This window comes from Flavobacterium sp. N2038 (genome assembly GCF_025947185.1).
Taxonomy (GTDB): Bacteria; Bacteroidota; Bacteroidia; order Flavobacteriales; family Flavobacteriaceae; genus Flavobacterium.
Genome location: NZ_CP110001.1, coordinates 4,553,302 through 4,566,405, shown reverse-complemented (window position 1 = coordinate 4,566,405; position 13,104 = coordinate 4,553,302). Strand labels below are relative to the sequence as shown.

8 protein-coding genes and 2 tRNA genes are annotated in these 13,104 nt (G+C 34.8%); 8 read left to right on the top strand and 2 right to left on the bottom strand.

Annotated features, from left to right (window positions below; genetic code table 11):
- The first annotated feature begins 208 nt into the window (after positions 1-208).
- Together OLM51_RS19935 and OLM51_RS19930 are read left to right on the top strand one after the other, a co-directional pair.
- Positions 209-279: transfer RNA gene (locus OLM51_RS19935), tRNA-Gln, on the top strand.
- Between the two features lie 108 nt (positions 280-387).
- Positions 388-458: transfer RNA gene (locus tag OLM51_RS19930), tRNA-Gln, on the top strand.
- Positions 459-533: 75 nt separating this feature from the next.
- On the opposite strand, the gene OLM51_RS19925 is transcribed toward OLM51_RS19930, so the two are convergent.
- Entirely contained in the window at positions 534-1,358 is an 825-nt protein-coding gene (locus OLM51_RS19925; RefSeq protein WP_264552318.1) for a universal stress protein, read from the bottom strand.
- A gap of 175 nt (positions 1,359-1,533) precedes the next feature.
- On the opposite strand from OLM51_RS19925, the gene rimP reads away from it, so the two are divergent.
- From rimP to OLM51_RS19905, 4 genes are all read left to right on the top strand, one after another.
- Positions 1,534-1,998 carry a ribosome assembly cofactor RimP gene (gene rimP / locus OLM51_RS19920; RefSeq protein WP_264552317.1) on the top strand — a complete coding sequence of 155 codons (465 nt, stop codon included), beginning with the start codon at positions 1,534-1,536 and terminating at the stop codon, positions 1,996-1,998.
- A gap of 13 nt (positions 1,999-2,011) precedes the next feature.
- Positions 2,012-3,265, top strand: a complete 1,254-nt coding sequence (gene nusA / locus OLM51_RS19915; RefSeq protein WP_264552316.1) for a transcription termination factor NusA — start codon at positions 2,012-2,014, stop codon at positions 3,263-3,265.
- Positions 3,266-3,324: 59 nt separating this feature from the next.
- Complete coding sequence (infB, locus tag OLM51_RS19910; RefSeq protein WP_264552315.1) at positions 3,325-6,222, top strand: translation initiation factor IF-2; 2,898 nt, start codon at positions 3,325-3,327, stop codon at positions 6,220-6,222.
- Positions 6,223-7,137: 915 nt separating this feature from the next.
- Positions 7,138-7,929, top strand: coding sequence for an acid phosphatase (locus OLM51_RS19905; protein ID WP_264552314.1), 792 nt, complete (start codon positions 7,138-7,140; stop codon positions 7,927-7,929).
- 133 nt (positions 7,930-8,062) lie between these two features.
- Here the strand turns inward: OLM51_RS19905 and OLM51_RS19900 are convergent, their stop codons facing one another.
- The gene (locus OLM51_RS19900) at positions 8,063-8,452 is read right to left on the bottom strand and encodes an SPOR domain-containing protein (protein WP_264552313.1); all 390 of its coding nucleotides are present in this window, start codon (positions 8,450-8,452) and stop codon (positions 8,063-8,065) included.
- Between the two features lie 219 nt (positions 8,453-8,671).
- Here OLM51_RS19900 and OLM51_RS19895 point away from each other — a divergent pair, with 219 nt between their 5' ends.
- Both OLM51_RS19895 and OLM51_RS19890 read left to right on the top strand, forming a co-directional pair.
- On the top strand, positions 8,672-10,000 hold the full coding sequence (locus OLM51_RS19895; protein ID WP_264552312.1) for a c-type cytochrome: 1,329 nt from the start codon (positions 8,672-8,674) through the stop codon (positions 9,998-10,000).
- Positions 10,001-10,032: 32 nt separating this feature from the next.
- A complete protein-coding gene (locus OLM51_RS19890; protein ID WP_264552311.1) occupies positions 10,033-13,086 on the top strand; it encodes a TAT-variant-translocated molybdopterin oxidoreductase in 3,054 nt (1,017 codons plus the stop codon).
- Positions 13,087-13,104: the final 18 nt, after the last annotated feature.

Below are 13,104 nucleotides of genomic sequence, written 5' to 3'. Positions count from 1 at the left end.
AAGAAAATGTTTTTTTATGTAAAGAAACGAGCATTAACAAAAAATTCTATAAAACAAGTCAGTAAAAAGTAATGTATTGTTTATGAGGTGTTTCTGAAATTGCAAGGTGTTTCAAAGTTAAAAAAAGCAAAAAAAATGATTTTTTTTTGGCAAAAAGTTTGCGTAAACTAAATAAAGCCTTAAATTTGCACTCGCTTAACCGCACTGCTGGTCTATGGTGTAATGGTAACACAACTGTTTTTGGTGCAGTCTTTCTAGGTTCGAGTCCTAGTAGACCAACATAAAGCCTCTCAGAAATGAGAGGCTTTTTTTATGCAAAAAAAAATATATTAAAAGTTTGCATAATCTAAATAAAGTTCTAATTTTGCACCCGCTTAACAGCATTGCTGGTCTATGGTGTAATGGTAACACAACTGTTTTTGGTGCAGTCTTTCTAGGTTCGAGTCCTAGTAGACCAACGTAAAAAGCCTCTCAATCGAGAGGCTTTTTTTATGGGGTAAACTGAACTAAGTTGTTTGTATTGGTGTTTTGCTTTAAATCTTAAAAGTAATTACGGGCTTAATGGAGTGGTTTACCAGTCCTTCGCTGATGCTTCCGTTGAAAAAGTGAGCAAAACCAGTTCTTCCGTGTGTGCACATTCCAATAGTGTCGGCATTTATGCTATTGGAGAAATTTAGGATTCCTTTTTCAATATTAGTATCGTTGTATATTTGTTTAGTATAATTGGTGAGTTTGAAATGATCTATAAAATCGTTCATTGCTTTTTCAAGAGCATGAGTTGGTTTGAAGCTGTTGGGTGTGCAAATGGTAACCAAGTGTATTTTTGAATTGAAGAATTGTGTAAAGTTTAATAGTTTTTCAAAAGGTTTTTTGGTTTCTTCTGAAAAATCAGAAGCGAAAACAATATTTGCAGCATTAAAATTTGGAATTTCTTTTTTTATGACTAAAACCGGAATTTCCGAATTTCGAACTACTTTTTCGGTATTGGAGCCAATTAGGAGTTCTTCAACTCCAGAAGAGCCGTGTGATCCCATTATGATTAAATCAACTTCGTAATCCTTGCTTACTTGAGTGATTCCGTGAATTGGTTTGTCCATTTTTACGATTTCAGTTACCGAAATTCCATCTAAATAGGGTTTTGATGATATTCCATCAAGCATTTCGTTGGCCTTTTTCATGAATAGCATTGTTTCCGGAATACTGGTGCCGCCAAGTATGGCGTCATTCATTTGGTGCGGCAATTCCAGCATATGCAAAATGATGATCTCTGAATCATTTTTTTTTGCAATTTGCGCAGCAACTTTCAAGGCGTCTTCTGCATGTTCTGAGAAGTCAGTAGGAACTAAAATTCGTTTCATAATTTTTTGGGTTAAATTATTGAGTAATCTGTTGTTTTATTGCTTCTATAAAGATAAGAAATATTATTAGAGCAATCAATTTATTTTGATTTATAAAAAAAACACTATATTTGCACCGTTATTTATTAAAATCTAAATAATGAGGGGACTAAGTGTCCCCTCTTTTTATAAAATTATGACATTTAAAGAAAAAGTAAACGGATTAATTACAGAAGCTCTTCTGGAAAAGCCATCGATCTTTTTGATTGACCTGGCAGTTTCAGATTCTTTTAAAATTAGTGTTGGTTTAGACGGTGATAATGGAGTGGCGCTGCAGGATTGTATTGATATTAGTCGTGCAATCGAGAATAATCTGGATCGTGAAGAGCAGGATTTTTCGCTTGAAGTAGCATCGGTTGGAGTAGGATCACCTTTGAAAATGACAAGACAATACAAGAAAAATATTGGTAGAACATTGATTGTTACTACAAATACTGAAAAAATTGAAGCAGAATTGGTTGAAGCTAACGATGTTTTTATAATTTTGTCTTGGGAAGCAAGAGAACCGAAAAAAGTAGGAAAAGGAAAAGAAACAGTTCAAAAAGAGCAACAAATACCTTATACAGAAATTAAAGAGGCAATTGTTACAGTAACATTTTAATTAAAGAATTCGCATGGAAAATTTAGCATTAATCGATTCATTCTCAGAGTTTAAAGATAATAAACTTATTGATCGTGTAACGCTTATGGCAATTTTAGAAGACGTTTTTAGAAATGCATTAAAGAAAAAATACGGTTCTGATGATAACTTCGATATTATTATAAATCCTGATAAAGGAGATATGGAAATTTGGAGAAGAAGAGTAATCGTTGCTGATGAGGATCTGGATTTTGAAAACGAAGAAATTACCTTGACTGAAGCAAGAATGATCGAAGCGGATTTTGAAATTGGTGAAGAAGTTTCTGAAGAGGTTAAATTGATTGATTTAGGAAGAAGAGCTATTTTAGCATTGCGTCAAAACTTAATATCTAAAATTCACGAACACGATAATACAAATCTTTACAAGCAATTTAAAGATATTATTGGTGATATTTATACAGCAGAAGTACATCACGTACGTCCTAGAGTTGTTATCTTAGTTGATGATGAAGGGAATGAGATTGTACTTCCGAAAGAAAAACAAATTCCATCTGACTTTTTCCGTAAAGGAGATAATGTTCGTGGAATTATTGAAAGCGTTGAATTAAAAGGAAACAAACCTCAAATTATTATGTCTAGAACTTCTGAGAAGTTTTTAGAAAAATTGTTTGAGCAGGAAATTCCGGAAGTATTCGACGGATTAATTACAGTAAAAAATGTAGTACGTATTCCTGGTGAAAAAGCAAAAGTAGCGGTAGATTCTTATGATGACAGAATTGACCCTGTAGGAGCTTGTGTTGGTATGAAAGGTTCTCGTATTCACGGAATTGTTCGTGAATTAGGAAACGAAAATATTGACGTAATTAACTATACAAATAACATTCAGTTATTTATAACAAGAGCTTTAAGTCCGGCAAAAGTTTCTTCTATCAAAATTGATGAAGAAACTAAAAGAGCCGAAGTGTTCTTGAAATTAGAAGAAGTTTCTAAAGCAATTGGTAGAGGTGGTCACAATATTAAATTAGCAGGTCAGTTGACAGGTTATGAATTAGATGTTATCCGTGAAGGAGATGTGGCAGGAACAGTTGCAGATGAAGATGATGTTGAATTAACAGAGTTTTCAGATGAAATCGAAGAATGGGTTATAGAAGAATTTGCTAAGATAGGTTTGGATACTGCAAAAAGTATTTTGAAACAAGAAGTAGAAGATTTAGTAAGAAGAACAGATTTAGAAGAGGAAACAATTCTGGATGTTATGAAGATACTAAAAGAGGAGTTTGATAGCTAGGCAATAGCTGAACGTCTGCTCTAACAACACAACGAAAAAGGTAATAATAAAAAGGTTATATGTCTGAAGAGAGAGTAATAAGAATAAACAAGGTTTTAAGGGAATTAAATATTTCGTTAGAAAGAGCTGTTGATTATCTAAAAGATAAGGGAATTGCTATTGATGCAAATCCAAATGCTAAAATTTCTGACAGTGAATTTAATATCCTGCAAAGCCAATTTGCGGGCGATAAGGGGAATAAGGAAGCTTCTAAAGAGGTAGGAGAAGAGAAAAGAAAAGAGAAAGAAGCATTACGTGTTGAACGTGAGAAAGAAATTGAAGACAAACGCAGACAAGATGAGGAGCGCCAAAAACAGCAGGAGATTATAAAAGCGAGAGCTGTTGTAACCGGACCTGTTCAAGTTGGTAAAATTGATTTAAATCCTAAGAAGCCTGCAGTTGTTGCTACTCCTCCTGTTGAGGAGCCAGTTAAGGTTGAAGAACCTAAAACAGTTATTACTACTCCAGTTCAGCCAGAAAAACCTGTTCAAAAAGAAATTGTACAGCCTGAGCAAACTGCTCCTGTAGTTTCTGAAGAGAAAAAGGTTGAAAAACCTATTATTACAGAAAAGAAAGAGATAGAGAAGAAAGAAGTGAAAGCAGAAACTTCTAAAGTAGCACAGGAGCCAATTGTTTCAACTGATCCAACTACTGCAGAGGAGATTATCACTACTCAATATCAAAAATTATCTGGAACTACTCTTACAGGTCAAACAATTGATTTATCTCAATTTAATAAGCCTAAGAAAAAGAAAGAAGATCCAAAGATTACTCCTAATAAACCTGGAGCTCCGGGAGCCGGAAATAATGCTAATAAAAATAAGCGTAAAAGAATTGCTCCTAAGCCAGGAACTCCTGGTGCGCCAAAACCTGCAACAGGTAATGCGCCGGGAACACCAAATCCTAATAAAATAACTCCAAATACCGGAGGTGGAGGTTTTAATGCTAACAGAAGTTCAAGACCTGGTTTTGTAAAAGGAAACCGTCCTGCAATTGTTGCAAAAGTAGAGCCTACTGAAGAGGAAGTAAAAAATCAAATTAGAGAAACTCTTGAAAAACTTCAAGGGAAAGGTGGTAAATCAAAAGCTGCTAAGTACAGAAGAGATAAAAGAGAAACACACCGTCAGAAATCTGATGATGAGCAAAGAGCGCTTGACGAAGGAAGTAAAACTATTAAGGTTACTGAGTTTGTTACTGTAGGTGAAATTGCAATCATGATGGATGTGCCGATTACTAAAGTTATCGGAACTTGTATGTCGCTTGGAATCATGGTTACCATGAATCAACGTCTGGATGCTGAAACATTAACGATTGTAGCTGATGAGTTCGGTTATGAAGTTGAGTTCATCACAGTTGATATCGAAGAGGCTATCGAAGTGGTTGAAGATAGAGAAGAAGATTTAGTTACTAGAGCACCAATTGTTACTGTAATGGGTCACGTCGATCACGGTAAAACATCTTTACTGGATTATATTCGTAAAGAAAATGTTATCGCTGGTGAGTCTGGAGGTATTACACAGCACATTGGAGCATATGGAGTAACTTTAGATAGTGGTCAAAAAATCGCATTCTTAGATACACCGGGTCACGAGGCGTTTACAGCGATGCGTGCACGTGGAGCTCAGGTTACCGATATTGCTATTATCGTAGTAGCGGCGGATGATGATATCATGCCACAAACAAAAGAAGCAATTTCTCACGCACAAGCTGCGGGAGTGCCAATTATATTTGCAATCAATAAAATTGATAAACCAAATGCTAATGTTGAGAAAATCAAAGAGCGTTTGGCTAGTATGAATTTACTTGTTGAAGATTGGGGTGGAAAAATTCAGTCACATGATATTTCTGCAAAAGTTGGAACAGGAGTAAAAGAATTATTGGAAAAAGTTTTATTAGAAGCAGAAATCTTAGATTTAAAATCTAATCCGAATAAAGCGGCTCAGGGAACTGTTGTTGAAGCTTTCTTAGATAAAGGAAAAGGATATGTGTCTACAATTTTAGTTCAACATGGAACTCTTAAAGTTGGAGATTACATGTTGGCAGGAAAACACCATGGTAAAGTTAAGGCGATGCATGATGAAAGAGGGCATGTTGTTTTAGAAGCTGGTCCTTCGACTCCTGTATCTGTTCTAGGTTTAGATGGGGCTGCAACAGCGGGTGATAAGTTTAACGTGTTTGAAGATGAAAAAGAAGCAAAACAAATTGCATCTAAACGTTCTCAATTAATGCGTGAACAATCTGTACGTACTCAACGTCATATTACACTTGACGAAATTGGTCGTCGTATCGCTCTTGGTCAGTTTAAAGAATTAAACGTAATCCTTAAAGGAGACGTTGATGGATCTGTTGAGGCATTATCAGATTCGTTCTCTAAACTTTCTACTGAAGAAATTCAAATTAATATCATACATAAAGGAGTTGGTGCAATTACAGAAACTGACGTAATGTTGGCTTCTGCGTCAGATGCAATCATTATTGGATTTAACGTTCGTCCTGCTGGAAATGCAAGACAACTTGCTGATAAAGAAGAAATCGATATCCGTTACTACTCTATTATCTACGCAGCTATCGATGACTTGAAAGATGCAATGGAAGGAATGTTGGCACCGGAGATGAAAGAAGAAATTTTAGGAACTGCTGAAATCCGTGAGATTTTCAAAATTTCTAAAGTTGGTTCAATTGCAGGTTGTATGGTAACAGACGGAAAAATCATGAGAGCTTCTAAAATTAGAGTTATCAGAGATGGTGTTGTAGTGCATACAGGTGAACTTGTAGCATTGAAACGTTTCAAAGATGATGTTAAAGAGGTTTCTAAAGGTTACGATTGTGGTATTCAGATCAAAGGTTTTAACGATATCGAAGAAAGAGATGTTATTGAAGCATACCATGAAGTTGCAATTAAGAAAAAATTGAAATAAATTGAAATACTTTTTCAAATATAAAATCCCGAGCAATCGGGATTTTTTTTGTTTATGTCTTATCCTAAAAAAGAGTGACTGTAATTTGAAAAGTTATATCAATAAAAGGAAAAGAATTGGGGATATTACCTCCTTGATAAACTTATGGCAAAATTTTCAGTAGGGTAGTTGTTGAAAATCAACTCAACTGAAATTAAACTTTGAAAGAGCGGGCGATGGATCTTTAATGATGTCTGTATGTCAAAAAAAATCCTAAAAGCAAGAAGAGGAAATCTTTATTGTGTTAAAAGATGGTTTTTATTTTATGAGATATAAAATGAAAATTGGAAAAGATAAATGATTTGAATTATAAGAGATGAATATTTATTAGTTCTAAAGATTAGAAGGTACTATAAGGTGGCTGTGTGAGTGGAAGTTTTAATTAAAGAACGATAGATAAATACATTGTCTGGATTTACTAACTGATGATTATTCAAAGAAAATTGTAGGGTGTAATTTATTCTGATAATTTAATAGCGTCTTCTACATATTAGTTCTACAAGGGATGTTATTAATAGAAGAAAAAATGAGAGTCCCGTGCATCATTCTGATAGGAGTCTTTGGTATTGAGGTAAAGAGTATACTAACTCCAAATCAACATTATTTACAGAGTTAAAAGGGGTAAAAAGATGGAAATATAAATCGAAACGGAAATAATTTTGTTCTGATCGAACTAATTTTATAGTGTTAATTGAGTTGGTCTTTTTCAGGACTACTCATTGGTGTATTTTGGGATTTAATAAATAAACATGTTGCATTTTGTAATATGAAACATAATGCCGAAAAACAGATGTGTTTTGATTCCTGAATTATTTATTCCTTTGTTTTAAAATTAAGATCAAACAATAGTTTTAATGGTTTGTATGGAAGTTGGATATGGGGTTAAAAATAATTCATATTGTCAATAAGTTTGTACGTAAAAGTTTTAAGCGTAATGATGTTGTTTCTAAATTTACTACCGTTGAACAGCTTAGGGCAATTATGCCTGGTTTGTTGCATGGATATTTGTCTGAAGAAGAAATGCCAAATAGTTTGGAGTTGTTATCGCCGCCGCCGGAAATGACTTCCCGGGCGTATGGAATTGATTTGGAATATGCGAAAAGGGCTGTTGAATCTAGTGATAAGGTTCGATTTCTGAAAGCAGCCAGCGATGCAGATTTGTCATTTCCTTTTGCTGCTAAAAATTTTGAAGCTGTTTTGGAAATTGAGATTGACGAACAAAAAACGCCTAAACTTTATACACTTATGCGTAGGGTAATGACAGATGCTGGATTGTCAACATATGCGGCGAAGAATTATTATAATCGTGTGCGTCCATTTGTTGTTAATAGCGAAAAAACCTGTACACCTGATCAGGAAGGAATATTGAAAAAGGTTGGTTCTTTTCCATCTGGTCATGCAGCTGTTGGCTGTGCGTGGTCATTGATTTTAATTGAAATTTTTCCGCATAATAGAGAGGTGATATTAAAAAGAGGACGCGATTTTGGAGAAAGCCGTATTATTTGTAATGCGCATTGGCATAGCGATGTAGAGATGGGAAGAATTATGGGGAAAGCCACTGCTGAATGTCTTTTTGTGAACGCGAGTTTTCAGAAAGATTTAGAAGAAGTGAAAAAGGAGGTGGTTGAGATACTGGCCGAAGTTAGAGGTGAGAAGGAGGGTAATTGAACCTGAGAGAGATTAAGTTTAAAAAAAAGTATTTGGTAATGTGACAGGCTGTCTTGTATGGGCTATGTCAAAATAAAAAAAAGGTAACTCACGGTTAGAGTTACCTTTTTTGTTGTTTAAGTGTTTGTAATTTTTACTTTCCCGGCTTAAGTAAAAATACACTTTTGTACTTTTTTCTGATGTCAGCTAAATTTCGTTCTGCTTCAATTCTTGTTTTAAAATTTCCAACGATTACTTTGTAGTTTGGGGTGTTAAAAATAATCGTTCCGTCAATATTTGAATATTCTCTCTTGAAATCGGATAGTGTTTTTTTAGCTTCCTCGCTTTTACCGCTAAAAATTTGAATTCTATAAGTGTCGTTTGTGTTTATTGACGTGTTAATTTTGCGTTTGTCGTTCAGTAACTGCTCAAATTTTGGATCTTGATTTAGTGTTAAATTTTGGTCCTGAGCTTGAATGTTATAAGCTAATGTAAACATTGTTAGTGTTAAGAAAAATCTTTTCGATGGGGTTAAAATTCTCATAATGTGATGGTTTTTGTGCAAAAATACTATTTAAACTTTGAGTGTAAAATTTTAATATTATTTAGAATTGATATAAATTGATATTTAAGACTATTTTAAGGTTTTGAGAATAGTTCATAAGTCGTATTTTTGTGCAAGTTTTAAAAGAAGGTATTAATTTTTGTCTGATTTACTACAGAAAAAATCATACCAAAAATTAGTAGATAATTATTATACTATATGAAAAAGGTGGGTAACCATAATTCGATCTCCAGAAAATTGCTGCTTAGCTTATCGCTAACGCTAATTTTCTCCCTAACTTCATTTGCTCAAGATCCTGCTGCAGCTCCTGCGGCACCTGAAGCTGCGGCTCCGGCTGCGACATCTGGTGGTGATCCAGTAAAAGGGAAAGAACTTTTTAATGCAAATTGCGCTGCATGTCACAAATTAGATGCTAAATCAACTGGTCCGGCTCTTCGAGGAGTTGCTGATAAGCATGATATGGCTTGGATTTACAAGTGGGTGCATAACAGTTCTGACATGATTAAGTCAGGAGATGCTGTTGCTGTTAAACTTTTTGAAGAAAACAACAAAGCAGTAATGACTTCTTTTCCTCAATTATCTGAGGGTGATATTGATAATATTATAGCTTATACTTCCGAGAAAAAGGTTGAAGTTGCTACGACTCCTGGAACTGTTCCTCCAGGACAAAAAGTTGAAGGCGGTGGAATTTCAAACAATGTTATTTTAGGAGCTCTTGCTCTTGTAATGGCTATTTTGGTTGTAATGTTGTTCATGGTGAACAAAGTTTTGACTAAAGTTGCTAGTAATAATGGAATTGAGGTTGCTCCTAAAGAAGGAAGAACTCCAATCTGGAAAGCTTTTGCTAAAAACCAATTTTTAGTATTAGTTACTTCTATCTTTTTACTTTTGGCTAGTGGTTATTTTGTATACGGATATTTAATGCAAGTTGGTGTAGATCAGAATTATGAGCCAATTCAGCCAATTCATTATTCTCACAAAATTCACGCTGGTGATAATGAGATCAATTGTAAATATTGTCACTCTGCTGCTCGTGTAAGTAAAACTGCAGGTATTCCTTCTTTGAATGTTTGTATGAACTGTCATAAAAACATCTCTGAAGTTGCTGAAACAACTGCTACTCCTGAGTACAGCAAAGCATTTTACGATGCTCAAATTCAAAAATTATATGATGCTGTTGGTTGGGATAAAACTAAACAAGCTTATACTGGAAAAACGCAGCCTGTAAAATGGGTTCGTATTCATAATCTTCCTGATTTTGTATATTTCAATCACTCTCAACACGTTTCTGTTGCAGGAATTGAATGTCAAACTTGTCATGGACCGGTACAGGAATTTGAAATCATGAAGCAATATTCTAAATTAACAATGGGATGGTGTATTGATTGCCATAGAAAAACTGATGTTAAGATGGAAGGAAATGCATATTATGATAAAATTCATGCTGAACTTTCTAAAAAATACGGTGTAGAGAAATTAACTGCAGCGCAAATGGGAGGTTTAGAATGCGGTAAATGCCACTATTAATCGAATTATTAAGATTTTAATATTTATATACAATGTCATCAAACAAAAAATACTGGAAAAGTGTTGAAGAACTAGAGAATGGTTCTATTGTTGAGGCGCTTAGAAATAACGAATTTGTTGAAGAGATTCCTACTGATGAATTCTTAGGAAATGCTGAGGCTTTGGCTTCATCAGGAACTTCACGTCGTGACTTTTTAAAGTACGTAGGATTTAGTACTGCAGCGGTTACACTTGCTGCTTGTGAAGGTCCTGTGCACAAGTCTATCCCTTATGTTTTACAACCAGAGCAAATTATTCCTGGTGTTGCAGATTATTATGCAACTACTGTTTTTGACGGTTTTGATTTTGCAAATCTTTTGGTAAAAACTCGTGAGGGTCGTCCAATTAAAGTTGAAAACAATACTATCGAGGGTGCTAAATTTTCTGCTAATGCTAGAATTCATGCATCTATCTTAGGATTATATGATAGTTCTCGTTTAAAAGAACCTAAATTGGATGGAAAAAATAGCAGCTGGTCTGCTGTTGATTTGAAAATTAAATCAAGTTTAGCTGAAGCGAAAGCAAAAGGTGGACAGGTAGTATTATTAACGAATACTTTGGCAAGTCCATCTACTGAGAAATTAATTGGTGAGTTTATCGCTAAGAATCCAAATGCAAAGCATGTTGTTTATGATGCTGTTTCTTCATCAGAAGCTTTAGATGCTTTTGAAGCTGTTTACGGTGAAAGAGCTTTGGTTGATTATGATTTTTCAAAAGCTTCTTTAATTGTATCTGTTGGAGCTGATTTCTTAGGAGACTGGCAAGGTGGTGGATATGATTCTGGATATGCAAAAGGACGTATTCCTCAAAATGGAAAAATGTCTCGTCATTTTCAGTTTGAATCTAATATGACATTATCCGGAGCTGCTGCTGATAAGCGTGTTCCAATGACTGGAGCGGATCAAAAACAAGCTTTAGTTCAAATATATAATATAGTTGTAGGTGCTTCTGTTCCTGTTACTTTGGAAGGTAATTTTAAAGCTGAAGTTGTAAAAGCAGCTCAGCAGTTAAAAGCAGCCGGTTCAAAAGGGGTTTTAGTATCTGGAATTGAAGATAAAAATGCTCAGTTATTAGTTTTAGCTATTAATCAGGCATTAGCTAGTGAGTCTTTTAGTACAGTTGGTACAAGACAAATTAGAAAAGGATCTAATGCAGTTGTATCTCAGTTATTGAAAGATATGAATGCAGGTTCTGTTCATACTTTAATTATGAGTGGAGTTAATCCTGTTTACACTTTAGCAGATTCTGCTTCGTTTGTTTCTGGATTGAAAAAAGTAAATACTTCAGTAGCTTTCGCATTAAAAGATGATGAAACTGCTTCTATTGCTACAATCGCTGCTCCGGCACCTCATTATTTAGAGTCTTGGGGAGATGTGGTAATCACTAAAGGAACTTACGGTTTAACACAACCTACTATTCGTCCTATATTTAATACGAAACAATTTCAAGATGTTTTATTGTCTTTAAATGGTGTTGGTGGAACTTTCTACGATTACCTTAAAGCTAATGCTGCTGGTTTTGTTGCTGGTTCTTCTTGGAACAAAGTATTACATGATGGTGTAGTAGTAATTGGTTCTACGGCTTTAGCTGGTGGATCTTTTGATTATGCTGGTGCTGCAAATGCACTTTCTAAATCAAAATCTGTTGGAGGTCTTGAATTAGTTCTTTATACTAAAACTGGATTAGGAGATGGTCAGCATGCAAATAACCCTTGGTTACAAGAGTTTCCGGATCCAATTACAAGAGTTTCATGGGATAACTATATTACAGTATCAAATAGTGATGCTAAAAAATATGATTTATCAAATGAGATCGTTGCAAATGGTGGTTTAAACGGTAGTTATGCTACAATTACAACTGCTGATGGAGTTAAATTAGAAAATGTTCCTGTAATTGTTCAGCCTGGACAAGCTGTTGGAACTATTGGTTTAGCACTTGGATATGGTCGTAAAGCGGCTTTAAAAGAAGAAATGCAAGTAGGTTTAAATGCTTACGCTTTATATAAAAACTTTAACGGTGTTCAGTCTATTACTTTAGCAAAAGCTAATGGTGTTCATGAGTTCGCTTGTGTTCAAGGACAGAAAACGTTAATGGGTAGAGGAGATATCATTAAAGAAACTACTCTTACAGTATTTAATAGTGAAGATGCTGAGCATTGGAATGAAAAACCAATGGTATCTTTAGACCACCAGGAAGTTGAAGCTACAACTGTTGACTTATGGGAATCATTTGATCGTTCAACTGGTCATCATTTTAATCTTTCTATTGATTTAAATGCTTGTACTGGATGTGGAGCTTGCGTTATTGCATGTCACGCAGAGAACAATGTACCTGTAGTTGGTAAAGCTGAAGTTAGAAGAAGCCGTGATATGCACTGGTTGCGTATTGACAGATATTATTCTTCTGAAAGCACTTTTGAAGGTGATAATAAAAGAAAAGAAGGAATTGCTGGTTTATCTAGTTCATTGTCTACATTCAATGAAATGGAAAAACCTGGAGATAACCCACAAGTAGCCTTCCAACCTGTAATGTGTCAGCACTGTAATCACGCACCTTGTGAAACAGTATGTCCTGTTGCAGCGACTTCTCACGGACGTGAAGGTCAAAACCACATGGCATACAACAGATGTGTTGGTACTCGTTATTGTGCAAACAACTGTCCTTATAAAGTACGTCGTTTTAACTGGTTCTTATATAATAAAAACAGTGAATTCGATTATCACATGAATGATGATTTAGGTCGTATGGTATTAAATCCAGACGTAAACGTTCGTTCTCGTGGAGTAATGGAAAAATGTTCTATGTGTATTCAAATGACACAAGCTACTAAATTAAAAGCTAAAAACGAAGGTCGCCCAGTTAGAGATGGTGAATTCCAAACTGCTTGTTCAAGTGCTTGTTCTTCTGGAGCAATGATATTTGGTGATGTAAATGACGCTGATAGTAAGGTAGCAAAATTAGCTGCTGATGAAAGATCATATCACTTATTGGAGCATGTAGGAACAAAACCTAATGTGGTGTACCACGTTAAAGTTAGAAATACTTAGTAAAATTATTAATAAGAA

Coding starts and splice junctions, on each gene's coding strand:
- OLM51_RS19925 (WP_264552318.1), bottom strand. CDS start 1,358: ATGAAACGAATTTTAGTTCCTACTGACTTCTCAGAACATGCAGAAGAC.
- OLM51_RS19895 (WP_264552312.1), top strand. CDS start 8,672: ATGAAAAAGGTGGGTAACCATAATTCGATCTCCAGAAAATTGCTGCTT.
- OLM51_RS19905 (WP_264552314.1), top strand. CDS start 7,138: ATGGGGTTAAAAATAATTCATATTGTCAATAAGTTTGTACGTAAAAGT.
- infB (WP_264552315.1), top strand. CDS start 3,325: ATGTCTGAAGAGAGAGTAATAAGAATAAACAAGGTTTTAAGGGAATTA.
- rimP (WP_264552317.1), top strand. CDS start 1,534: ATGACATTTAAAGAAAAAGTAAACGGATTAATTACAGAAGCTCTTCTG.
- nusA (WP_264552316.1), top strand. CDS start 2,012: ATGGAAAATTTAGCATTAATCGATTCATTCTCAGAGTTTAAAGATAAT.
- OLM51_RS19900 (WP_264552313.1), bottom strand. CDS start 8,452: ATGAGAATTTTAACCCCATCGAAAAGATTTTTCTTAACACTAACAATG.
- OLM51_RS19890 (WP_264552311.1), top strand. CDS start 10,033: ATGTCATCAAACAAAAAATACTGGAAAAGTGTTGAAGAACTAGAGAAT.